The following is a 22,608-nucleotide window of genomic DNA, read 5'->3' as shown; positions in this document are numbered from 1 at the left end:
ACGCTTCGGGAACGAGGAGGCCAGGGAGCGGATGAGCGCCACCACACCGGCCGAGGACGTGATCGGCGAATCTTTTCCGCTCGCGGTGTCGATCCGGGTCCTCGCCGTTCGACTGAAGGGTGACAGGGACGACCGAGACGGCGGGGAGACGACGATGAGGGCAGGACGACGCGAGTGGCTGGGGTTGGCGGTGCTGGCGCTGCCGACGCTGCTGTTGTCGCTGGACATGAGCGTGCTGCACCTGGCGGTCCCGCACCTGGCCGCGGACCTGCGGCCGAGCAGCACCCAGCTGCTGTGGATCATCGACATCTACGGCTTCATGATCGCGGGCTTCCTGGTCACGATGGGCACGCTGGGTGACCGGATCGGCAGGCGGAAGCTGCTCATGGTCGGTGGCGCGGCGTTCGGCGCGGCGTCGGTGGTGGCGGCGTTGTCCACGAGCCCGGAGATGCTGATCGGGGCGCGGGCCGTGCTCGGTGTCGCGGGCGCGACGCTGATGCCGTCCACGTTGGCGCTGATCAGCAACATGTTCCAGGACGCCAAGCAGCGCGGCACCGCCATCGCGGTGTGGATGAGCTGCTTCATGGGCGGCATGGTCATCGGGCCGGTGGTCGGTGGCGTGCTGCTGGAGCGGTTCCGGTGGGGCTCGGTGTTCCTGATGGCCGTGCCGGTCATGGTGCTGCTGCTGGTCGCCGCGCCGAAGTTGCTGCCGGAGTACCGCGACACGGCCGCCGGGCGGCTCGACCCGGCGAGCGTGGCGCTGTCGTTGGGCGCGATCCTGCCGGTCGTCTACGCCCTCAAGGAGACCGCCAAGGACGGGGTGTCGCCGGTGAACGCGGTCGTGCTGGCCGTGGGCGTGGCGGTCGGCGTGGTCTTCGCCCGGCGGCAGCGCGGCTTGGCCGACCCGATGCTCGACCTGCGGCTGTTCCGGGTGCGGGCGTTCAGCGCGGCGGTGAGCATCATGCTGGTCGGCGCGCTCACCATGGGCGGGGTCTTCCTGCTGGTCAGCCAGTACTTGCAGATGGTCGCCGGGCTGTCCGCGGCGCAGGCGGGGCTGTGGCTGGTGCCGCAGGCGGGCGCGGTGGTCGTGGGTTCGCTGCTCGCGCCGCGGTTGGCGCGGCGGTTCCGGCCCGAGTTCGTGCTCGGGTTCGGGATGCTGGTGGCGGCGGGCGGGATCGGGCTCTTCACGCTGGCCGACGGCGCGGGCGGGGTGGCGTTCGTGGTGGCGGGCATGTCGATCGCGAGCTTCGGGATGGGGCCGCAGGGCGTGCTGTGCACCGAGATGGTGGTCGGCTCCGTGCCGCCGCGGAAGGCCGGCGCCGCGTCGGCCATGTCGGAGACCAGCGGGGAGTTCGGGATCGCCATGGGCATCGCGGTGTTCGGCAGCGTCGGCACGGCGGTGTACCGGGACTCGGTCGCCGTCCCGGGGGAGGTGCCCGCCGAGGCGGCGGCTCTGGCTTCGGACAGCATGGCGGGCGCCCTGCGAGCGGCGGGTTCCCTGCCGGGTCCGCTGGGGGAGGGCGTGCTGGCCACGGCGCGGGACGCGTTCGCGTCGGGCCTGCACGTCGTGGCCGGCATCGGCGCTTCGGTCGTCGTGGTGTTCGCGGTGGTGGGCATGGTCGCGCTGCGCCGGACCAGCCCGGACACCGCCGGTGAACCGGCCCCGATGTCCGCGGGCCACTGACGGTTCCGGGTGCGGGTCGGGGGCGGCCGGTTCGAGCCCTCGGCCGCACCCGGGCCGGACCGCTCGGTGGCGGGCCTTCGGTGGCCGTGGCCGTGGCCGACCGGCGGCGAGCTCCGGTCAGGCCGGGGTGCGCAGGGATGCGATGGCGGCGGTGATGCCGGGTTCGTCGTAGCTGTTCGTCGGCAGCGTGGCGCCGTGCGCGTGGCGCACGATGCCCTGCCGGTCGACCAGGATGCTGCCGGACTGCTGCATCGAGCCGAACACCTTGCGGCTCAACCCGACCAGTTCGTGCGGGTTCTCGTGGCGGCCCGTCAGGACCGGGAACGGGATCCCGTGCTCCTCCTTCCACTTGACGGCCTCCGGTCGGTCCTCGGGGACCGCGATGAGCACGCGGACGTCGTCGGCGGCCAGGTCGTCGGCGCGCTGGGCCAGGTCGCGGACGTGTCGGTTGCAGATCGGGCACGACGTCGACCGCATGAAGAAGAGCAGCACCGCGTGCCTGCCCTGGTAGTCGGACAGGCGGACGGCCTGCCCGTCGGTGTCTTCCAGCACCAGTCGCGGTGCGGGCGAGCCGGGTTCGAGCACGGTGGACCTTCCCTTCGAACTGGGTGACAAGGCGTCGGTCGACGGCGTCAGGCGCTGTCGGTCCCGCGCAGGCTGAGGCGCAGCGCGGCCCTGGCCCGGTGCAGGTGGGACTTCATCGCCGGGGTGCTCAGCCCGAGCGACTCGGCGACCGCGCGTCCCGGCCGGCCGAGCACGTCCCGCATCACCAGCACGCGCCGCTGGACGTCGGGCAACGCCCGGATCGCCGCCGCCACGCGGTCGGCTTCCAGGCGCCGGAGCACCTCGTCCTCGGCCGACGCCGCCGCGACGACGTCCGCCTCGTCCGGCCGGTCGAGCAGCCGCCGGGCCCGGCGCAGGCACTCGTGCCGGACGATCCGGAACATCCACGACGCGAGCGCCGCCGTGGCGCGCAAGGAGCCGATCTCGCGGTACAGGACGATCAACGCCTCCTGCGCCGCGTCCTCGGCGTCCTGCGGTGACGCGCACAGGGTCTCCGCGAACCGCCGCACGTGCGGGTGCGCGCTGTGCACCACCGCGACGAGTGCTTCGGGGTCGCCGCCCCGCGCGGCCTCGATCAGCCGCTCGCTTGCCCAACCACGATCAACCACGCTCACCCCCATGAGAGACCTCGACCCACCGAAAGGGTTCACCTCGACGGTCGACGCAGGTCAGCGCAGGCCACATCGGGTGGCCCGGTTTGTCCGGTATGCCCGATGAAACCGCTACACAAAGTTTCGTTGAAGTTTCGCTCAGTGACGTATAGGCTGACACTCGTTCTGGGAGCGCTCCCATATCGATCACCGCCGCTCACACCCATCCGGAGAATGGAGGCCCATCGATGCGTGTCCGTGGTACTTCCGGGTCCGTCGCCAGACGGCGGGGCATCATCGCGCTGGTCATCGGCTTGGTGGCGTGCACCATCGTCTCCGCGCCGACGGCTTCGGCGCACGGGACGATCGTCGGTCCCGCCACCCGCGCCTACCAGTGCTGGCAGTCGTGGGGCAGCCAGCACACGAACCCGGCGATGCAGCAGCAGGACCCCATGTGTTACCAGGCGTTCCAGGCGAACGCCGACACCATGTGGAACTGGATGAGCGCGCTGCGGGACGGCCTGAGGGGCAATTTCCAGGGTGCGACCCCCGACGGAACGCTGTGCAGCAACAACCTCTCGCGCAACAACGCCTTGAACAACCCGGGCCAGTGGCGGACGACCAACGTCGGCAGCAGCTTCACGATGCACCTGTACGACCAGGCCAGCCACGGTGCCGACTACTTCAAGGTGTACGTCAGCAAGAACGGGTTCGACCCGAAGACCCAGCGGCTGGGTTGGGGCAACCTCGACCTGGTCACGCAGACCGGTCGGTTCGCCCCGGCGAAGGACATCCGGTTCAACGTCCAGACCTCCGGCTCGTACCGGGGTCACCACGTGGTGTTCACGATCTGGCAGGCTTCCCACCTCGACCAGGCGTACATGTGGTGCAGTGACGTGAACTTCGGCTAGGACCGGAGCACGGAACGGCCGGCCCGGCGTCAGCGGTACCGACGCCGGGCCGGCCTTCGCCGTTCCTGTCGGTGGTGGCCGGCACCGTCCCCCTCGGTGACCCGGCTCCTGCCACCGCTGCTGCGCGATCCGCGTTCCGCTGGTACTCCGTCGCCCGGACGTCCTCCCGCCTCGGTGGCGGACTGATCGCCGTCGCGCCGCTGTTCGGGGCATTGCGCCTGGGCGCGTCACCGACCGCGGTGGGGCTGGTGCTGCCGGCCGGTTGCCGGTGGTCGTGTCCACGCTCGTCGGCGGGGTGGTGGCCGACCTGCTGTCACGCCGTGCCGTGATGCTCGCGGCCGACCTCGTCCGCTGCGCCTTTTAAGGGCTGACGGCCGTCCTCCTGCTCAGCGGGACCGCCGCGCCGTGGCACCTGGCGGCGTTGCAGGCGGTGGCGGGCACGGCCACCGCGTTCTTCGGCCCCGCCGCGGCCGGGCCGGTGGCCGACGTGGCGACGCCGTCGGGCCAACGCCCTGGTCGACGCGGTCCAGCACGTCGCGACGCCGGCCGCACCGGTGGTGTCGGCGGCGTGGTGGCCGGGGTCGGCGCGTGCATCCCGCCGTCCCCGGCCCCCGGCCCGATCACCGCCGACCGGCGGCTGGGCGGTCCGCCGGCGTCGGCGTTCATCGGCAACGGCTGCACCGTCGGCGCGTTGCCGGGCAGCGCCGTCGCCCTGCGCCGGAAGCCGCGCCGCCCGCTCCGGGTCGCGGTGACGATCCCCGCAGAACTGGCACCGCTGCTGGTCCTGCTCGCCGCCGCGGCCGTCCCCGCCGGGGTGCGGGCCGCCGTGTACGCGGTGCTCGCGGAGACCGCGCGGCAGGTGCACGTGCCCGCCGACCTCGTCGCCCGCGCCACGGGGCGGTCCACCGTCGTCGGCCCGGCCGCCGCGCCGTGGGCATGGCATCGGCCGGGCCGGCGGCCGGACGCGTCGGTGCGGCACCTGCCCGCCGGGCTCGAACCCGCGCGCTGAAGTGCACTGCGGAGAGTCGGTGGCCGCCGTGTCAGGGCCGTGTCAGGGCGGTGTCAGCACCGTGTCCGGCGGGTCGGTGACCGTGGCCGGGACAACAGCCGCGGAAGGAACACCATGGATGACAACGCCGTGGGTGGCGCAACCGCCGTCCCGCACGGGCTCCCGATGGATCGCGACGCGGGTCCGTTCGACCCGCCGAGCCGGATCACCCGGTTGCGGGAGGTCCGCCCGGTCAGCCCCCTGATCTTCCCCGACGGCCACGAGGGGTGGCTGGTGACCGGGTACGACGAGGTCCGCCGGCTCATGGCCGACACCCGCTTCAGCTCGCGCCAGGACATCGGCGTCCTGCACGTGCCGTACGAGGTGCCCGGCATGCCCGCGGCCACCGAGCCGTCACCACAGGTGCCGGGCCTGTTCATCAGCATGGACCCGCCCGACCACACCCGGCTGCGGCGGATGCTCACCGGCGCGTTCACCGTCAAGCGGATGAAGCAGCTCGAAGAGCGCATCACCGACCTGGCCGAACGGCAGCTCGACGAGATGGCGCGCCTGACCCCGCCGGTCGACCTGGTCGAGGAGTTCGCGCTGCCGGTGCCGTCGCTGGTGATCTGCGAACTGCTCGGCGTGCCCTACGAGGACCGGGACGACTTCCAGGCCAACTCCGCCAAGTTCATGGAGAAGGACGTGGCGCTGGACGAGAAGATGGCCGCCTTCACCGGCCTGACCACGTACCTGGCCGGGCTCGTCACGCGCAAGCGCGCCGAACCCGACGAGGACCTGCTGTCCGACCTGGCCCGGCACGACGAGCTCACCGTCGAGGAGCTGACGGGGATCGCCTTCCTGCTGCTGCTGGCGGGCCACGAGACGACCGCCAACATGCTGTCGTTGGGCACGTTCGCGCTCCTGGAGCACCCGGAGCAACTGGCCGCGCTGCGGGCCGACCCGGACCTGCTGCCCGGCGCGGTCGAGGAGCTGATGCGCTACCTGGCCGTCGCCGACATCTTCTACCGCTACGCCACCGAGGACATCGAGCTCGGCGGCGAGACCATCCCGGCGGGGTCGACCGTCGTGGTCTCGCTGCTGGCGGCCAACCGGGACCCCCGGCGCTTCGAGGACCCCGACGTGCTCGACGTCCGCCGCACCGCCCGCGGCCACCTGGGGTTCGGCCACGGCGTGCACCAGTGCCTCGGCCAGCAACTGGCCCGCATCGAGATGCGCGCGGGGTTCGGTGGACTGCTGCGGCGCTTCCCGACGTTGGCACTCGCCGTCCCGGCCGACCAGGTCAGGCTCCGGACCGACATGAACATCTACGGCGTCCACGAGCTGCCCGTCACCTGGACGGACACCTCGGAGTAGCACGGCGGGCGTCGACCTGACCCGACCCCGCCGCCGGTCTGGAGCCCGGCGGGAAGGAGCCGATATGACCGTCTTCGCCACCCCGACACCCATCACCGCCACCGTCGTCGCCGCCGGGGCGAGAGTGCGGGTCACCGCGACCGCCCGAACCGACACCGTCGTGCGGGTCGAACCCGTCGACCGGACGAGCGAGGCGCACATCAAGGTCGCCGAGGGGACCAGGGTCGACTTCACCGGCGATCGGCTGTCGGTGAAGACGACCGCCTCCGGCGCGAAGACCGGGTCGGTCGCCGTCACGATCGACCTGCCCGCCGGCTCCGCCCTGGTCGCGTACCTGGCGCACGCGGGCGTCGAGGCCGATGGCGCGTTCGGCGACTGCGAGCTGCACGCGGCGTCGAGCCGGGTCCGGCTGGGGCGCGTCGAGGCGCTGCGGGCGAACATCGCGGCGGGGGAGCTCGTGATCGACCACGTCGCCGGGCCCGTCACGATCGACGGCAGCGTGGTCGTGACGCGGATCGGTGAGGTCGGCGGCGCGCTCCGGCTCACCGGCTCCGGCGGGCGGACCTGGATCGGCCACGCCCGCGCCGACGTCGACTTCGCCGGTGGCAGCGGCGGGTTCGACATCGACCGCGCCGACGGCGACGTCACGGCCAGGACCGGCGACGGCGCGATCCGGATCGGCCGGCCGACGCGCGGTCGGGCGGGGTCGGCCAACCGCTCGGGCACCCCCGAGGTCGGACTCGGCGAGGGCGCGGCGGCACGGCTGGACCTCGACAGCGAGCGGGGCTCGGTGCGCGACCGCGTCACCTCGCACGACGGTCCCGACGCGGTCGGGGTCCACGCCCGCACGCGGCAGGGTGACATCGTCGTGCACCGCGCGGCGGGCTGAGGGCGGCGGTGGTCACGCCTCGCCGAGGACCGCCCCGACCAGCTCGGACCAGTCCACCCGCGCACCCTCCGCGGTCACCTCGGCGAACCGCGCGTCACCGAGGCGGGCGCGCGCGGCCTCCTCGATCCGGTCCACGTCGGGGTACGAGCGGTCCGGCAACCCGCGCACGGCGGCGCTCGCCGCGAGCAACCGGGCGGCCCCCTCGTGCCGGTCCAGGCGCAGCGCCAGGTCCGCCACCCCGACCAGCACCTGGGCGATCAGCGGCGCGTACCCCGCCTCGGCGGCGGCGGCGCAGGCCGCCGCCCGGTGCGTCCGGGACGCGTCGAGGTCGTCGGCGAGGTAGCCGAGCAGGTCGTGCTCCATCGCCCGGATGCTCGGCCGGTCCGCTTCCGCACCCAGGAAGGCCTTCGCGAGTCCGAACTGCCGCAGCGCCTCCTCGCCGTCACCGCTCCACCGGGCGAGTTCCGCCTTCGACTGCACCAGCAGCGCCAGCGCGGCCGGCCAGGTGACCCGTTCCGCGAGCCGTTCCGCCTCGGCCAGGGCCGCCGCACTGGCGTCCTTGTCGCCGAGCAGCCAGTGCAGCCGGGCCTGGCGCGCCCGCATCAGGATGACGTCCTCGGTCGCGCCGACCTCGTCGACGACCGTGATCGCCTCGTCGTAGTACTCGCAGGCGCGGGCGAACTCGCCGCGCACGGTGATCCGGTCCGCCAACTCGGACAGGGCGAACGACATGCCCCAGCGCTCACCGATGGCCCGGAACTCGGCCAGCGCGGTCTCCAGGTGCGCGTCCGCCTCCTTGCCGCCGTGGCCGAGCGCGATCCGCATCTTGCCGAGCTGCAACCGGGCCAGCGCGTGCACCCAGGGGTCGTCGTGGTCCAGCAACGGCTCCCACGCCGACAGGAGCTCGTCCGGGGACCGCAACATGCGTTCCAGCGGGACGACCAGCGCCAGCAGCGGGTTGCCCGACCGACCGCCGCGGCTGGACGCGTACGCCTGGTGGATCCACTTCGCGGCCTGGTGCTCGTCGGCCGGGCCGGAGCCGGCGAACGTCGACATCAGGGCGTACACCATGGCCCGCACCTCGTCGGGCACCTCGCCGGGCGTCCCGGTGGCGGCGATGAGCAGCTCCATGCCCTCGGACTTGTGCCCGCTGAGCCACCAGTACCAGCCCGCACCCGCCGCGAGCCGCATCGCGCCCCGCCCGTCGCCCGCCGCGACCGCGCCGCGCATCGCGGACACGACGTTGTCGTTCTCGGCGTCGAGCACGGCGAGCCACGTGAGCTGCTCGGCGCGGCGGAGGTTCGGCTCCGCGGCCTCGACGAGCTCGGTGAAGTGCGCGAGGTGCGCATCCCGCGCCAGGTCCGCTTCCCCGGCCTCGGCGAGGCGCTGCGCCGCGTACTCCTTGATGGTGCCGAGCATCCGGTAGCGCGGCGCGCCGTCGCCCACGGCCACCAGCAGCGACTTCTCCACCAACGACGTGAGCAGCTCCAGCACGTCCTCCGGGTGCACGGCGCCACCCGCGCAGACCCGCTCGGCCGCCTCCAGGCTCGCGCCGCCGGAGAACACCGAGAGCCTGCGCAGCACCAGCCGTTCCTCGTCGGTGAGCAGCTCCCAGCTCCAGTCGACCATCGCGCGCAACGTCCGGTGCCGCGGCAACGCGGTGCGGCTGCCGCCGGTGAGCAGGCGGAACCGGTCGTCGAGGCGGTGGGCGAGCTGGTCCAGGGTCATGGTGCGCAGCCGCGCCGCGGCCAGCTCGATCGCCAGCGGCATGCCGTCGAGCGCCCGGCACACGCGCACCATCGTGGCCAACGCGGGCGCGTCGAGGACGAGGTCCTTGCGCACCGCGCCCGCCCGGTCGCGCAGCAACCGGACCGCGGGCGCGGACCCGATCTCGTCCGCGGTCGCGTCCGCCGACGGCAGCGCCAGCGGCTCCACCAGCCACAGCGCCTCACCGGTGATGCCCAGCGGTTCCCGGCTGGTCGCCAGCACCCGCAGCCGCCGGCACTCGCCGAGCAACCGGTGCGCGAACGCCGCCGCCGACTCGATCACGTGCTCGCAGTTGTCCAGGACCAGCAACGCCTCGCGGTCGCGCACCGCGGCGATCAACCGGTCCGTCGGCTCCGCGTTCGGCGCCTCGCCGAGCAGGGCGTCCCGCAGGCCGAGCGCGGCCAGCGTCGCCTGCGCCACGTCGCCGTCCGCGTCGACGGCGGCGAGCTCCACCAGCCACGCGCCGTCGGGCAGGTCGTCGAGCAGGGTGCGCGCGGTCTCCGCGGCCAGCCTGGTCTTGCCCGAGCCGCCCGGTCCGATCAGGGTGGTGAGCCGCTGGTCGGCGATGAGCTCGCGGACCGCGGCGACGTCGGCGTCCTTGCCCACGAAGCTGGTCAGCTCGGCCCGCAGGTTGGTCTTCCGGTTCTCCTCCCGCCGGCTCAGCTCACCCCGCAGCAGCGCGACGTGCACTGTGGACAGTTCCGGCGAGGGGTCGACGCCCAGCGCGTCGGCCAGGGCTTCCCGCGTGCGCTCGTAGACGACCAGCGCCTCGGTGTCCCGCCCGGCCGCGACGAGGGCGCGCATCAGCGCGGCGACGAGCCGTTCGCGGGTCGGGTGCGCGGCCGCCAGGTCGGTCAGCTCGGGGATCACGTCCGCGCCGTGCCCCAGGGCGACTTCGGCGTCGAACCGGTCCTCCAAGCCGGTCAGGCGCAGGGCTTCCAGCCGGGTGACGGCCGCGTCGAACGCCTCGCTGTCCGCCAGGCCGACGTCCTGCATGGCCGCACCGCGCCACAGCGCGAGGGCGTCGCGCAGCAGCCGCACGCGCCGCGGGCCGTCGTCGTTGCGGGCCTGGGTGATGAGCTGCTCGAAGCGCACGGCGTCGACGGCGTCGGGCCCCACCGCCAGCCGGTAGCCGTGCGGGTGCCCCTCGACCGTCCCCTCCGGCAACACCTTGCGCAGCCGGGACACCAAGCGCTGCAAGGCGTTCGCCGCGTCGGCGGGCGGGTGCTCGCCCCAGATCCAGTCGACCAGCGTCGCCTTCGGGACCACGTGACCCGGTTCGAGCGCGAGCGCCGCCACCAACCCGCGCAACCGCGCGCCCGGCACGTCGGTGAGGACGCCGTCCCCCACGCGCACTTCGAACGGCCCGAGCATCCCGATCTGCACGTGGCCGATTGTGTCACGGGCGATCGGCGGCACTCGCCCGCCGACGTTGCCATGCTGCGCCGCATGGCCGTGACGCGGCAGCCCGTCCGCATCACCGCGCCGCACCCGACCGAGTGCCGCCGGTCGACGGGCGCGCGCTGGACGAGCTGTGCTCCTCCCGAGCGGCTCCGGGCGGGGACCACCTGGACCTGGGCTGGTGGCCGGTGCTGCTGAAGCGGGCGTGGGAGCGGGTCGGTGCCGGGGCGCGGGCGACGACGAGGCTCGCGCTCGACGGCGGCGAGGGGGTGAACCCGTCCTACCGGGACCACACCGACACGAACGCCGACCACCGGTGACCGCGTCGGAGCCGCCTCGGGTCGCTGGACCGGTACGGGGCCGAGTGGGGCGCTGCGGCGGTGGAGGTGGTCGGCGACCTGACCGGGCACCTGGCCGAGCAGCACGCCCTGCTGGCGGGTTCGACGAGCAGGCCGCGAGACGTGGGCCGGCCGTCGTGCTGTGGTGGGACTGAGCCACCTCGTGATGATCAACGGCGTCGATCGAAAACCAACGTAAAAGCGCTCAAAATGTGGGCAAGTCGAACAACAGTCGACATTCGAGCGCTGGCCGTGTTGGATGTTGGCGAACCTAGACGTGGGGAGTGGGCCGTGGTCGAAACGGGTCCGGCGCGGCGGGCGGCCGCGGCGTTCGAGCGCTTGGTCGGCGTCGCGCCGGAGGGCGTGTGGTCCGCGCCCGGTCGGGTGAACCTGATCGGGGAGCACACGGATTACAACGACGGTTTCGTGCTGCCGTTCGCTTTGCCGTACCGGACGGCGGTGGCCGCGTCACCGCGCGATGACGGGATGCTGCACGTCGCGACGCTGCACGACGACGGCGCGGAGGAGCGTGCGGACCCGATCGCGGTGGCGGACCTGGAGCCCGGTGTGGTGAAGGGTTGGGCGGCGTATCCGTCGGGTGTGGCGTGGGTGTTGCGGGATCAGGGTGTGGTCGGTGGCGCGAATCTGGTGATCGCGGGTGATGTGCCGGCGGGTGCGGGGTTGTCGTCGTCGCACGCGTTGGAGTGCGCGGTGGCGTTGGCGTTGTTGGGATTGGCGGATCGTGCCGTGGACGACTTGCCGCTGGTGGCGCGGTGGGTGCGGCGGGCGGAGAACGAGTTCGTCGGTGCGCCGACGGGGTTGTTGGACCAGACGGCGTCGTTGTGCTGTGTCGAGGCGCATGTGTTGTTCCTGGATGTGCGGTCGTTCGAGGCGGAGCAGGTGCCGTTCGACGCCTCGGCGCACGGGTTGGAGGTGTTGGTCGTCGACACCCGTGCCAGTCATTCGCACACCGACGGTGGCTACGGTGCGCGGCGGGCCGGGTGTGAGCGGGCGGCGTCGGTGTTGGGGGTCGCGGCGCTGCGGGACGTCGAGGACCTGGATGGTGTGCTGGGGCGGTTGCCGGAGGAGCTGCGGCCGTTGGTGCGGCACGTGGTGACGGAGAACGAGCGGGTGCTGGCGGCGGTGGAGCTGCTGCGCGGCGGTCGGTTGGCGGAGCTGGGGCCGTTGCTGGACGCTTCGCACGCGTCGTTGCGCGACGATTACAAGGTCTCCGCGCCGGAGTTGGACGTGGCGGTGGAGGCGGCGAAGGCGGCGGGGGCGTTGGGTGCGCGGATGGTGGGTGGCGGGTTCGGCGGGTCGGCGATCGCGCTGGTGCCGGTGGAGCGGCACGACGAGGTGGTGCGGGCGGTGCTCGCGGCGTTCGCCGAGCGGGGTTGGACGACCCCGCGCACGTTCACGGCGGTGCCCTCGGCGGGCGCCGGCCGGGACGTGTGACGGCGTGTGTCGACGCCCTCGCCGCTTCCCCGGTGGTCAGAAGCCCTGCGCCGCCTTCATCGCGTTCTCGTGCGCGAGCCTGCGCCGCTCGTCGGCGTCGGCGTCGGCGGTGGCCAGGTTGGGCCGGAACTCGACCTCGGTGATGTCGGTGATCCCGATCCAGCGCAACCACCCGGTGAAGAACGGCCGCTGGAAGTCCGCGCCGAACTCCGGGCCGCGACCGTCCCCGTACACCGCGCTGGTGTAGACGACGGCGGCCTTCCGGCCGGTGAGCAGGCCCGCGTACCCGCGCTCGGCGTCGAAGGAGAACACCAGGCCCGGCTGGCTCACCACGTCCATGAGCTGCTTGAGCACGTACGGGACGCCGCTGTTCCACATGGGCACGCTGAACAGGTACGCGTCCGCGGCGGCGAAGCGCTCGAACGTCCTGGTGGCGGCGTCCCAGGCGCGGGTCTGCGCGTCCGTCGGCTCCCGGCCCGCCGGCACCGCCATCTTGGCCGACGCGGCGTCGGGGCCGAACTCCGGCAGCGTGCCGTCCCACAGGTCGAACGTGTCGACCCGGTGGCCGGGGTGGATCTCGCGGTAGGTGTCGAGGAACGTGCGGGCGATCGACAGCGACTCCGAGGCCTCGCCCCTCGGTGACGCGGAGATGTGCAGCAGGGTCGTCATGGTCCAGTCCTCCGTCGGACGCATCGATCCGGACTACGGTCCGGTTGATGGTCACTGTAGCGGACTGTGGTCCGTTTGTGCGGTGAGGTGCGCGTCACCCCCCGCTCGGCCGGTCAGCACCAACCGGGCCAGGTCGGCGACGTCGGCGGCGACGCGCTCGGCGGTGAACGCCTCGCTGGTCGCGTGCCGCAGGTCGGCCGCCAGTGGCGCCAGCAGCGCGTGCGAGAGGTAGTCGGCGTCGAGGTCCGGCCGTGCCTCGGCCAGCAGGATGCGCACGTGCAGCCGCCAGAACCGGTAGGCGCCGGCCCGGTAGCGCGCGCCGGGGCTGGCCGTCTCCGACAGCCGGACCAGGTCGAGGTTGGCCTCCAGGAACCGCGCGTACGCGGTCACGAAGGCGACCAGCCGTTCCCCCGCCGGCGCGCCCGGGCCCAAGGGCGGCGGCCCGCCGAGGATCGCGCCCTGGAGGTCTTCTTCCCGGGCGTTCAGCAGGGCCGACGCCAACCCGGCCTTGTCACCGAACCGGCGGAACAACGTGCCCTTGCCGACGCCGGCCTCGCCGGCGATCTGGTCCATCGACACCGTGGCGACGCCGTGCCGGGCGAACAGCCGTGCCGCGACGTCGAGGATCCTGGCCCGGTTGCGCGCCGCGTCCGCCCGTTCCCTCGGCGCGGGTTCGCGCAGGCGGGCCAGTTCCACGTCCTGGGGCGCGTCATCGCCGCCCGGAGGCATGTCGGTCATGGAGGCGGACTGTAGTCCGGTCACCGTGCCGGAATGCCATCACGCGGCGGCGGAGGTCGCGATCCTGGCCGGCCCCGAGCCACGTGCACAACACCACCCGGCGGGAACTCCACGTCGAGCGCGAGCTGCCGATGGAGGACGCCTGCCACGACCCGGTGACCCGGCTGATCGGCGAGGGCGCGACGCCGCGCCACCCGGTCACCGCCGGCTGACCACCAGGTAGCGCTCGTCCTCGATGGCGCGGCCCCACAGCGCCGGGTCGGTCAGGTGCTCGACCTCGGCCTGCGCGCGGACGGCCAGGACGAGCTCCCTCGTCCGCGCCGCGGGCAGTCCCGCGCCGGTCGACCAGCGGCCCTCCACCAGCAGGAGGAGGCCGCCGGGCTTGAGCAGGTCGACCCACCTCGCCAGGGCCGCGCCGGGGTCGGGCAGCGCCCAGAGCACGTGCCGGGCGAGCACCACGTCGAACGACGCGGCCGGACTCGGCGGGTCGGCGGCGTCGCCCTGCGCGAAGTCCGCCCGCACGCCCGCGACGCGCGCCTTCTCCCGTGCGGCGGCGACCATCCGCCCGGAGAGGTCGACCCCGTGCACCTCGTAACCCGCTTCGGCGAGCAGCACCGCCAGGCTGCCGGTGCCGCAACCCAGGTCCACAATGGACACCGGAGCGAGCGGCACGAGCGGCAGCAGCAGATCCGCCCACGCCCGGCGCACCTCCGGGTCCAGCAGCCCGTGGTCGGGCTCCCGGTCGAAGGTGGCCGCCCGCTCGTCCCAGAACTCGCGCGCTTCGGTCGTCACACCGCCCAGTCTGGACCGACGACCCGGCTGTCGGTACCCGGCGCGGTCCGGCGCCGACCCCGCGCGTCGATCAGCGCAGCGGTGCCGACGTGCGGCACCCCACCGCGCCCGGTGTCGTACCGTGCTCGACATGGGCACCTCGTTTCGGGCCGAAGCGATCGGCCAGGACGGACACTTCGGCACCTTCAACACCTTCGTGGGCAGGCGTGCGCTGCTGGCCGACCTCAGGGGCGCGATGGGCGGTGCCGACTCCACCCGGCTGGTCACGCTGACCGGCGGGCCCGGCGTGGGCAAGACGAGACTGGCCAAGGAGTACGCCAGGCAGGTCGAGTCCGCCTACGAGCACGGTGTGCGGTTCGTGGACCTGCGCGGCGTGCCCGCCGGTGACACGGCGTTGCTGGAGCAGGCGTTGATGTCGGCGGTGCGCGTGCCCAGCCAGTCCGCCCGCGACCTGCGCGCGTCGTTGGTGACCTACCTGCGCGACCGCCGGATGCTGCTGATCCTGGACAACTGCGAGCACCTGGTCGAGGAGGTCGGGGACCTGGTGTCCACGCTGCTGCGCGGTGCGCCGCACCTGCGCGTGCTGACCACCACCCGGACGTTGCTCGCCCTCGACGGCGAGGCGCTCGTGATGGTGCCGCCGCTGGAGTTACCCGCCGAGGACGGCCCGCTGAACCTCAAGGTCGAGTCCGTCCAGCTGCTGGTGCAGCGGGCCCGCACCGGTGCGCCCGGCTGGAAGCTGACCGACGAGAACTGGCCCGCGGTGCGGCAGATCCTGCGGCGCTTCGGCGGCCTGCCCCTCGGCATCGAGCTGGTGGTGGGCCAGATGCGGTCGTTGTCGCCGGAGGTCATCGCGGCCAGGCTGGACAACTCGCCGCACCAGGAGACGCTGAACAAGCTGATCGGCCCCAGCTACGAGGTGTGCGAACCGGCCGAACAGCTCCTGCTGGCGGCGGTGTCGGTGTTCACCGGCTCGTTCGACCTGGAGGGCGCGGAGCGGGTGTGCGCCGGCGAAGGGCTGACCGAGCACGCGGTCGCCGAGGCGCTGGCGGGCCTGGTCGACCGGTCGCTCGTGGTGCCCTTCCCCAACCGGGCCCGCTACGAGCTGCTGGAACCGGTCCGGCAGTTCGCCGCGCAGCGGTTGCAGCGGCTGCCCGACGCGGGCGCGGCGGTCCGCCGGCGGCACCGCGACCACTACCGGCAGGTCGCGGCGCAGCACGCGGCCGGCTTCCGGGGCGAGAACGAGATCGAGCTGCTGCGCGCGGTCGAGGTCGACATGCCCAACCTGCGGGCGGCGCTGGGCGCGTTGCACCAGGACCCGACGGCCGCCACCGAGGCGTTGCAGATGGCCGTCGACATGGCGCGCACCCGCTGGTGGACCTACTCCGGGCGGCTGCCCGAGCAGTCGCTGTGGCTCAACCGCGCGTTGGCGGTGGCGCCGGCGGTCCCGTCGGTGCTGCGCGCCAGCGCGATCGCGCTCGACGCCTGGATGATGTTGTGCCTGGGTGAAGGCCGCGAGGCGGTGCTGGCCCGCATCGCCGAGGCCGAGGCCATGGCGCCGGCCGGCGAACCGGTCGCCGCGCTGCTGTTCATCAAGGGCGCGCAGGTGCTGCTGATCGACGGCGACCGCGCCGGGATGGACCTGCTGCGCGAGTCGCACCGCCGCTGGCTGTCCTACGGTCCCGGCGCGCTGGTCGACGCGCACCTGACCGAGATCCTGCTGACCATGGGCTCGGTGCTGCTGGGTGAGCCGGAGGAGGGCAGGCGCGTCGCCGCGGACTTCCTCGCCGAGTGCCGGCGGTTGCGCGCCGAGTGGGGCATGGCGTGGGCGCTGTGGTGCCGGGCGGTGTCGCTGATCAGGTTCGACGACGACCCGCGAGCCGCCGTGCGGGTGCTGCTGGAGAGCGTGCGCGGGCAGCAGCGGATCGGCGACCGGTGGACGCCGCTGTTCACCCTGCCCGTGCTGGCGTGGGCGCTGGCCCGCTGCGGACGGCGTTACGCGACCGCCGCGGCACGGCTGCTGGGCGCGGCCGACGGCCTGCACCAGGCGACCGGCATCCAGCTCTCCCGCAAGCTGCGCGTGTTCGCCGTGCTGCGGGAGCTGGCGGAACGGGCCGTGGCCGAGCACCTCACCGGCGAGCAGTACGACAAGGCGTACGCCGTGCAGGTCGGCACGGTCGAGGACGCCTTCGCGCTGGTCCTGGACGGCAAGTACATCGACTCCGCGCTGGACGACGAGCCCTTCGGCGGTGCGCCGCCCGGTGACGCCGCCGCGGGCCGCGCGATGACCCCGCACCTCACCCCGACCGAGGACGCCGTGCTGCGCCACGTCATGGAAGGCCTGACGAACAAGGAGATCGCCGAGGCGATGCACATCGGTCCCCGGACGGTGGAGACCCACGTGTCGTCGATCCTGAGCAAGATGGGCGTCCGGAACAGGTTGCAGCTCGTCACCTACCTCAGCGGCCCGCGCGTCCGCCGCTGACCCGGTCCCGCGCGTTCACCCGCCCAGCACGATGTCGACGCGGGTGAACCCGTTGATCACCACGTGCGGGTTGCGGACCATCCGGTCCACCGGGATCGCGGCCACCGCGTCGGGGAAGCGCACCAGCGTCTCGCGCACCGCGATCTCGATCTCCATCGCGGCCAGGGCGCTGCCCACGCACCGGTGCCACCCGTTGCCGAAGGTCAGGTGGGAGCGGGCGGGCCGTGGCCGGAACGGCACGAACCGGTGGGCGTCCGGGCCGAACGCCTCCGGGTCCCGGTTGGCCGCGCCGAGGTTGACCATGGTGAGCGCGCCGGCCGGCAGCGTCACGTGGTCGCCGAGGTCGATCGGCTCGCGGACCAGGTAGTGCGGGATGTTGCGGGTGGGCGGGTCGAAGCGCAGGCTCTCCCGCACCACGTCCGGCACGGCGTCGGGCTTCGCGGCGACGGCGGACCACTGCCCGGTGTGCAGCAGTGCGGCCAGCGTGTTGCCGATGCCCGCGGTGGTGGTCTCGTGCCCGGCGGCGATCATGAGCACGGCGGTGGTCAGCACCTCGTCGGGGGCGAGCCGGTCGCCCTCCACGTCGACGTGCACCAGCGCGGACAGCAGCGCGTCGTCGGGCTTGGCCCGCTTCTGCTCGATCAACGCGGCCAGGTAGCCGACCATCGCTTCGGACGCCGGCTGCTGCTGCTCCGGAACCTCGGTCATCATCGCCGAGGACCACGCGGCCAGCATGGCCTGGTCCTCGCCCGGCACGCCGAGCAGTTCGCAGATCACCGTCAGCGGCAGCGGCAGCGCCAGACCCGCCACCACGTCGGTCGGCCGGCCCGGGTCCAGGTCGTCGAGCAAGCCGCGGGTGATCGCGGTGACGCTGTCGCGCAGCGCCTCGACCCGGCGCGGGGTCAGCGCGGCCGCGACCGGTCGGCGCAACCGGGCGTGGTCCGGCGGGTCGGCGTTGATCATGCTGCCGCCGATGATCGCCGACACGTTCGGCTCCACCCCCGCCGCGACCATGTGCTGCCGCATCGCGCCGGCGACGCCCAGGGCGTCCTTGGACAGCCGCTCGTCGGTCAGGAAGGTGCGCGCCGCCTCCAGCCCGAGCGTGGCGACGTGGACCCGCACGTGGTTGGGCTGCACGGCCAGGTGCGCCGGCCCCGCTTGGCGCGCGGCGTCCTCGACCTCGTGGTGCCGGTAGCCGTGCAGCTCACCGCCGAGCAGCAGCGCGTGCTCGAGGTTCTCGTGCTGGGTCGTGGTCATGGTTCTGCGGCTCTCCCTGGATCTCGGCGGGCCGAGCGTCGGTGTGGTCCGCCGGATGATCCCGTGTCCCGCCGCCGCCGCACATCCGTACTGACACGGAGACCGGTCCCACCGCGCCCGCACCACCGGCCGGTGCCCCGGCCACCCGGCTCCGCCCGGCGCGGCAGCGGTGGTCGGACCACCCGTCGGCCGTCGGCCGCACCCCCCATCACCCGATCGGCCTCCGTCGGATGCCGCACGTCACGTCGTGGGTGCCGAGCGTGACGCCGTCGGGTCCGTGGTTTCCGCGCGGATGCGGTCTCGCGGTCGATCTCCGTGCTCGCCACGATGTCCAACCTGCCCGAAATCGCGATGCTGGTCCTGGCGCACGGCGTGCGGCGCGCCGGCTCGCGCCGCCACGAGGGGGAATGACTCGCGGGTCTGCCGCGTCGTAGCCGCGGGCGAACCACCGCGGTGGCGTGCACGAAAGGGGGCGGGCGTGGCCGGAACCGAAGAGCACCCGGTCGTGGAACTCCAGCGGCACTTGGAGGTCCTCGACCAGGCCGCGTTCGCCCTGACCCGCTCGTTGTCGATCATCGTGGCGCTGGCGGGCCGCCACGGCTCGCCGCACCAGGTGGAGGACGCCCGTCGGCTCCAGGAGCTGTTCGGCCGGATCGGCCCGCTCGTGCCGGGGCTGGCGGACTTCCACGAGCGGGCCGAGGGCCTGTGCTTCTCGCTGGAGCACCGGCTCGGCCTGCTGGGCATCGGGTCACCCGAGCCCGTCCCGGCGGGCGAGACACCCCGGACCTGACGGGGCCGGGCGCACGAGGGGCGCGCCCGGCCCCGTCGCGGACGCAGACAAGTGAGGAACGCTGTGGGGGCACCGATCATCATCGACACCACGGGCGCGATGGGTCTGACCGGCGTGGCGGTGCGCCTGGTCTACGACCCGGCCGACCCGTGCGCGGTCGTCGTGCGCGTGCGGGACTGGACCGTCCGGCGGTGGGTCGAGTGGGTGTTCGCGCGCGACCTGCTCGTGGAGGCCGTCGCGTGCCGGGAGGACGGCGCGGAGACCGGCGCGCTCGACGTGGTCATCACCCGGATCAACGGGCGCAACCTGAAGATCCGGAAGGTCGCGCGCGACCAGTCGCCGGGCCGGCGCGAGGTCGTCCTGGTCACCGAGGCGGTGGCCCGGTTCGTCCGGGCCACGTGCGCGCTCGTGCCGCTCGGCCAGGAGCGGATCGACTTCGCCGACGTCGAAGCGCTGCTGCGCTGACGGGGTGTGAGTCGCGGTCCTCCGTCGTGCCGAGTCCGATCGAGGAAGAGGGGGTTTTCGTGAACGGGAGGCAGTCAGTGGAAGTCGGCGCGACCAACGAGGGCGTGCAGCGGTGGCGTCGTGCGGCGTCCCGCCGGCGGGACGCGGTCACGGTGTCGAAGCGTTGCCCAGCGCCGCCTCGACGATCCGGATCGCCTGGGTGGGGTCGATGCCGACCCTGGCGATGACCGCCGCGTAGTCGAAGGCGGCGCGGCGGGCCTGTTCCAGCGCCTGGTCGCCGGCGGCCGAGACGAAGGACCCGGCCCGCCCGCGGGTCTCGATCAGCCCGGCCTCCTCCAGCTCCCGGTACGCGCGACCGACGGTGTTCACGGCGAGGCCGAGGTCGGCCGCGAGCCGGCGGATCGTCGGGAGCCTCGTGCCGACGGCGAGCGAGCGGTCCTGGATCTGCCGGGCCAACTGGGCTCGCAACTGCTCGTACGGCGGCGTCGGCGAGGCCGCGTCGATGACGATCACCGGGTGGCCAGGGCCCGCCGTGCCGCCGTCACGACGGCCGCGGACCGGACCTGGAGCAGGCAGAACGCGGTGGCGCCCGCCACCACGAACGCGAGCGAGGCCGCGTTCCACCAGCCGAGCGATCCGCCGTACAGGAAGATGACCGGCAGCATCCACACCAGGCTGGGCGTGACCAGGGCGCGGGCGTCCTCGACCCGCATGATGACGTCGGCGGTCAGCGACGCCTCGTCCTCCGCCACGGCCGGGCTCGCCAGCACCTGGCGCAGTTGCACGACGGTGCCGACGCCCGCGCCGGCGAGGCCGATCAGCACGACGATCGCCCCGTCGCGCAGGCCGGGGTCCGGAACCGGCAGCACGCTCACCGCGAGCAGCGCCGCGCCGGCGAAGCTGACGACCGTGAAGACGGCGTACGGCCGACCCACCACCGCGGCCCACCCGAGCTGGGCCGGGTGGGCCACCCGCCGGGACAGCCGTGCGCCGGCCCGCCGGTCGGCGCGCCGCACCCACCGGCCGAGCAGCCACTGACCCGTCAGCAACCCGACCACCAACGCCGCCGGCACCAGCAGCGGTTGCCACGAGGACGTCACGTCGGCGGGCAGCCGCAACGCGTGCGTCAGCGCCGCGCCCATCATGAACAGGGCCAGCAGGACGCTGCCGACGACGTTGGCGCGCCATCGCGCCGCCAGCCGTGCCGCGAGCAGCGGTGTGGGTTCGGCGTCGGTCAGGCCGTGCCGGGCCAGCCACCGCCCGACTTCCGCGTGATCCGCCTCGCGCATGCCGCCACCTCCGAATGTCACAACCTTTGTCTCAACAAGATGGGTCAAACCTTGCGACAATGTCAACCCCGGAGTTCGGGGATCGCGAGGCCTGGGTGACGCCCGCGAGGTGACCCAGCTCATCGTTTGGCCGGTGCCCCTCACCGGCTATTACCGGTGCGCGTGAGCAGTTCGACCTGGAGGCGTGAATGCACGAGACGGACACCGCACGGGCCGTGGCCAACCCCCGGCGGACCAGGCTGGGCGCGGACTGGACCTCGTCCCGGTCCGGCGAGGTGGCCGACCGGTCACGGCAGACCCCCGGACCCGATCCGGAGGGCGGCGAACGCTCGGTCGGGTGAGGCCGGCCCGGTGATCCGGGTCGTGCGGTGTCACAGCGCTCGGCCGGTCGGTGTCCCTCGGGCGACGCACCGGCGAGCGAAGGAGAAGCCGCACGACCCTCCAGGCAGGCGTCCGGGCGACCGAGGCCTTCCTCGCCCACCGCAGCCTGCTCTTCACCGTCGCGTGCGAGATGCTCGGCTCGACCTGGCGGAGGTGCGCGACCACCGCGCGTTTCCTGGTCCGGATCACCACCCGGCAGTCGCTCGACCGGCTGCGCGCGATGTCGCGCCGCAAGGAGTCGTACGTCGGCCCGTGGCTGCCCGAGCCGGTGCCGGCCGCGCCGGACGTGGCCGAGGACGTCGAGCTCGCCGAGGGCGTGTCGATGGCGATGATGCTCGTGCCGGAGACCTCGTCGCCGACCGAGCGGGCCGTGTTCGTGCGGCGCGAGGCGTTCGACGTGGACCACGACGAGATCGCGGCCGCGGTCAACGGCCACCCGGCCCTGGCCGTGCGGCTGGACGGTGAGCTCGGCGGCATCGTGGCGGTCCGGGTCGAGGACGCCCGCATCACCGGCCTGTGCTACGTCCGCGACCCGGCGAGGCCGGGTGGGCCGGTGCGCGTGACCCGTCCCGCCCGGACTCGTCCCGCTCTGGCGGCAGGCGGGTGCCGGCGATCAGGGGCGCTTCCACTCCTGGGCCTGCCAAGCCGGGTCCAGCGGGGTGTGCGCGATGTGGTTGGTGTAGTTCGACAGCGTCTTCATGCCGACGCCGAGGACGACGTCCAGCACGTGGCGGCGGGTGAGGCCGGCGGCCAGGAACGCCTCGACCTCCTGCTCCTCCACCCACCCCCGGTCGGTGACCACGCGCTCGGTGAACCGGCGGACGGCCTCCAAGGTCTCGTCCGACACCGGCTTGCCGGCGCGCAGTGCCCGCACGGTCTCCTCGTCCACCCCGGCCTTCAGCGCGACCGTGGAGTGCGCGGCCACGCAGTACTCGCAGCCGTTCACGACGCTCACCGTGATCAGCACGACCTGCTTGGCCTTGGCCGGCAGCGAGGACTTGGTGAACTGCTCGGCCAGCGCGTTGTAGCCGGCCAGCAGCTCCGGCGACTCCGCCATGACCGCGTTGAGGGTGCTGACGAACCCCAGGCGGGCCCGACCCGCCTCCAGGTGGGGTCGGGCCGCCTCGGGCGCGGTGGTCTCGTCGTGCACGGTGAACTGCACCATGTCAGCCGATCTCCTCGGGTCGGGTGGCCAGCGAGGCGAGCACGGCGGTGACGGTGTCGCCGAGCGCTTCCGGGCTCGCGCCCGCGCGGGAGCGCAGGTTGACCCCGTAGGCGAGCAGCGCGAGCACGTCGGCCGACGCCGCGGGCACGACGCCGGGCCGCAACGCGCCGGCGTCCCGGGCCCGGGTCAGCGCCGCGCACATCGCCGCGCGCAACCGGTCGTGGTGCTCCTGCAGGACCGCGCGCACGTCGGGGTCGTCGTTCTCCGGCCCCGCGTGGGCGTTGGTGACCATGCAGCCCCAGCGGGCGTGCGCGCCGGAGCAGCGGGCCCCGATCAACGCGCGGAAGAAGTCCGCGATCGCGGGCAGGCCGCGCTCGTCCTCCGCGAGCCGCCGGAAGACCGGTCCCGAGCGCCGATCGGCGTAACGGCGCAACGCCGCGACGTACAGCTCCCGCTTGCCGCCGAACGTCGCGTACAGGCTGGACCGGTTGACGCCGGTCGCCGTCACGACGTCCTGCACCCCGGTGGACGCCACGCCCTGCCGCCAGAAGAGCTCCTCCACCGAGCCGAGCACGGCCTCGGGGTCGAAGTGCTTCACGTCCGGCATGTCCGC

At 73.5% G+C, this 22,608-nt stretch carries 23 protein-coding genes and 1 pseudogene; 13 read left to right on the top strand and 11 right to left on the bottom strand.

Features of this window, described 5'->3' with window-relative positions:
* Positions 1 to 154 precede the first annotated feature (154 nt).
* Positions 155 to 1,684, top strand: coding sequence for an MFS transporter (locus FHX81_RS11005; protein WP_141977538.1), 1,530 nt, complete (start codon positions 155 to 157; stop codon positions 1,682 to 1,684).
* Positions 1,685 to 1,801: 117 nt separating this feature from the next.
* On the opposite strand, the gene FHX81_RS11000 is transcribed toward FHX81_RS11005, so the two are convergent.
* Positions 1,802 to 2,269, bottom strand: a complete 468-nt coding sequence (locus FHX81_RS11000) for a peroxiredoxin family protein (protein ID WP_141977536.1) — start codon at positions 2,267 to 2,269, stop codon at positions 1,802 to 1,804.
* 47 nt (positions 2,270 to 2,316) lie between these two features.
* Positions 2,317 to 2,862 (bottom strand): RNA polymerase sigma factor, encoded by a 546-nt coding sequence (locus FHX81_RS10995; RefSeq protein ID WP_425473811.1) that lies wholly within the window; start codon positions 2,860 to 2,862, stop codon positions 2,317 to 2,319.
* Between the two features lie 224 nt (positions 2,863 to 3,086).
* Between FHX81_RS10995 and FHX81_RS10990 the strand changes: the two genes are divergently transcribed.
* The 4 genes from FHX81_RS10990 (at position 3,087) to FHX81_RS10975 (ending at position 7,003) form a co-directional block, all read left to right on the top strand.
* Complete coding sequence (locus tag FHX81_RS10990) at positions 3,087 to 3,749, top strand: lytic polysaccharide monooxygenase auxiliary activity family 9 protein (protein ID WP_141977531.1); 663 nt, start codon at positions 3,087 to 3,089, stop codon at positions 3,747 to 3,749.
* Positions 3,750 to 4,179: 430 nt separating this feature from the next.
* Positions 4,180 to 4,758, top strand: a complete 579-nt coding sequence (locus FHX81_RS10985) for a hypothetical protein (RefSeq protein WP_141977529.1) — start codon at positions 4,180 to 4,182, stop codon at positions 4,756 to 4,758.
* A gap of 114 nt (positions 4,759 to 4,872) precedes the next feature.
* Complete coding sequence (locus tag FHX81_RS10980; RefSeq protein ID WP_141977527.1) at positions 4,873 to 6,114, top strand: cytochrome P450; 1,242 nt, start codon at positions 4,873 to 4,875, stop codon at positions 6,112 to 6,114.
* 64 nt (positions 6,115 to 6,178) lie between these two features.
* Positions 6,179 to 7,003, top strand: coding sequence for a DUF4097 family beta strand repeat-containing protein (locus FHX81_RS10975; RefSeq protein ID WP_141977525.1), 825 nt, complete (start codon positions 6,179 to 6,181; stop codon positions 7,001 to 7,003).
* A 12-nt stretch (positions 7,004 to 7,015) separates the two neighbouring features.
* On the opposite strand, the gene FHX81_RS10970 is transcribed toward FHX81_RS10975, so the two are convergent.
* The gene (locus FHX81_RS10970) at positions 7,016 to 10,156 is read right to left on the bottom strand and encodes an AfsR/SARP family transcriptional regulator (RefSeq protein WP_141977523.1); all 3,141 of its coding nucleotides are present in this window, start codon (positions 10,154 to 10,156) and stop codon (positions 7,016 to 7,018) included.
* Between the two features lie 113 nt (positions 10,157 to 10,269).
* Between FHX81_RS10970 and FHX81_RS10965 the strand changes: the two genes are divergently transcribed.
* Positions 10,270 to 10,491, top strand: a complete 222-nt coding sequence (locus tag FHX81_RS10965) for a hypothetical protein (protein WP_141977521.1) — start codon at positions 10,270 to 10,272, stop codon at positions 10,489 to 10,491.
* Between the two features lie 309 nt (positions 10,492 to 10,800).
* Positions 10,801 to 11,964, top strand: coding sequence for a galactokinase (gene galK / locus FHX81_RS10960; RefSeq protein ID WP_246107755.1), 1,164 nt, complete (start codon positions 10,801 to 10,803; stop codon positions 11,962 to 11,964).
* A gap of 36 nt (positions 11,965 to 12,000) precedes the next feature.
* On the opposite strand, the gene FHX81_RS10955 is transcribed toward galK, so the two are convergent.
* Positions 12,001 to 12,633 carry an FMN-dependent NADH-azoreductase gene (locus FHX81_RS10955; RefSeq protein WP_141977519.1) on the bottom strand — a complete coding sequence of 211 codons (633 nt, stop codon included), beginning with the start codon at positions 12,631 to 12,633 and terminating at the stop codon, positions 12,001 to 12,003.
* Between the two features lie 51 nt (positions 12,634 to 12,684).
* On the bottom strand, positions 12,685 to 13,362 hold the full coding sequence (locus tag FHX81_RS10950; protein WP_211363795.1) for a TetR/AcrR family transcriptional regulator: 678 nt from the start codon (positions 13,360 to 13,362) through the stop codon (positions 12,685 to 12,687).
* Positions 13,363 to 13,454: 92 nt separating this feature from the next.
* Here FHX81_RS10950 and FHX81_RS42595 point away from each other — a divergent pair, with 92 nt between their 5' ends.
* On the top strand, positions 13,455 to 13,583 hold the full coding sequence (locus FHX81_RS42595; RefSeq protein ID WP_281291728.1) for a hypothetical protein: 129 nt from the start codon (positions 13,455 to 13,457) through the stop codon (positions 13,581 to 13,583).
* Here FHX81_RS42595 and FHX81_RS10945 read toward each other — a convergent pair.
* Positions 13,570 to 14,163, bottom strand: a complete 594-nt coding sequence (locus FHX81_RS10945; protein ID WP_246107754.1) for a class I SAM-dependent methyltransferase — start codon at positions 14,161 to 14,163, stop codon at positions 13,570 to 13,572. The two genes, FHX81_RS42595 and FHX81_RS10945, sit on opposite strands and share 14 nt — an antisense overlap.
* Positions 14,164 to 14,293: 130 nt before the next feature.
* On the opposite strand from FHX81_RS10945, the gene FHX81_RS10940 reads away from it, so the two are divergent.
* Positions 14,294 to 16,648, top strand: coding sequence for a helix-turn-helix transcriptional regulator (locus FHX81_RS10940; RefSeq protein ID WP_141977514.1), 2,355 nt, complete (start codon positions 14,294 to 14,296; stop codon positions 16,646 to 16,648).
* A 15-nt stretch (positions 16,649 to 16,663) separates the two neighbouring features.
* Here the strand turns inward: FHX81_RS10940 and FHX81_RS10935 are convergent, their stop codons facing one another.
* A complete protein-coding gene (locus FHX81_RS10935) occupies positions 16,664 to 17,905 on the bottom strand; it encodes a cytochrome P450 (RefSeq protein ID WP_141977511.1) in 1,242 nt (413 codons plus the stop codon).
* 478 nt (positions 17,906 to 18,383) lie between these two features.
* On the opposite strand from FHX81_RS10935, the gene FHX81_RS10930 reads away from it, so the two are divergent.
* Both FHX81_RS10930 and FHX81_RS10925 read left to right on the top strand, forming a co-directional pair.
* Positions 18,384 to 18,695, top strand: coding sequence for a hypothetical protein (locus tag FHX81_RS10930; RefSeq protein WP_141977508.1), 312 nt, complete (start codon positions 18,384 to 18,386; stop codon positions 18,693 to 18,695).
* Between the two features lie 63 nt (positions 18,696 to 18,758).
* The gene (locus FHX81_RS10925; RefSeq protein WP_141977506.1) at positions 18,759 to 19,160 is read left to right on the top strand and encodes an SsgA family sporulation/cell division regulator; all 402 of its coding nucleotides are present in this window, start codon (positions 18,759 to 18,761) and stop codon (positions 19,158 to 19,160) included.
* A gap of 147 nt (positions 19,161 to 19,307) precedes the next feature.
* Here the strand turns inward: FHX81_RS10925 and FHX81_RS41945 are convergent, their stop codons facing one another.
* Both FHX81_RS41945 and FHX81_RS41940 read right to left on the bottom strand, forming a co-directional pair.
* Entirely contained in the window at positions 19,308 to 19,673 is a 366-nt protein-coding gene (locus tag FHX81_RS41945; RefSeq protein ID WP_141977504.1) for a GntR family transcriptional regulator, read from the bottom strand.
* Entirely contained in the window at positions 19,670 to 20,449 is a 780-nt protein-coding gene (locus FHX81_RS41940; protein WP_141977502.1) for a hypothetical protein, read from the bottom strand. The genes FHX81_RS41945 and FHX81_RS41940 overlap by 4 nt, the downstream gene beginning before the upstream one ends.
* A 188-nt stretch (positions 20,450 to 20,637) precedes the next feature.
* Between FHX81_RS41940 and FHX81_RS40425 the strand changes: the two genes are divergently transcribed.
* Positions 20,638 to 20,790 carry a hypothetical protein gene (locus FHX81_RS40425; protein ID WP_170232005.1) on the top strand — a complete coding sequence of 51 codons (153 nt, stop codon included), beginning with the start codon at positions 20,638 to 20,640 and terminating at the stop codon, positions 20,788 to 20,790.
* A 146-nt stretch (positions 20,791 to 20,936) separates the two neighbouring features.
* Positions 20,937 to 21,398, top strand: a pseudogene (locus tag FHX81_RS41935) (sigma-70 family RNA polymerase sigma factor family protein); the annotation flags it as partial.
* Between the two features lie 45 nt (positions 21,399 to 21,443).
* Here the strand turns inward: FHX81_RS41935 and FHX81_RS10905 are convergent.
* Both FHX81_RS10905 and FHX81_RS10900 read right to left on the bottom strand, forming a co-directional pair.
* Complete coding sequence (locus FHX81_RS10905) at positions 21,444 to 21,995, bottom strand: carboxymuconolactone decarboxylase family protein (protein ID WP_141977500.1); 552 nt, start codon at positions 21,993 to 21,995, stop codon at positions 21,444 to 21,446.
* 1 nt (position 21,996) lies between these two features.
* A complete protein-coding gene (locus FHX81_RS10900) occupies positions 21,997 to 22,602 on the bottom strand; it encodes a TetR/AcrR family transcriptional regulator (RefSeq protein WP_141977498.1) in 606 nt (201 codons plus the stop codon).
* Positions 22,603 to 22,608: the final 6 nt, after the last annotated feature.

It is taken from the genome of Saccharothrix saharensis, from assembly GCF_006716745.1.
In the GTDB taxonomy this organism is placed as follows: Bacteria; Actinomycetota; Actinomycetes; order Mycobacteriales; family Pseudonocardiaceae; genus Actinosynnema; species Actinosynnema saharense.
This window is presented reverse-complemented; position numbering and strand designations above follow the sequence as displayed.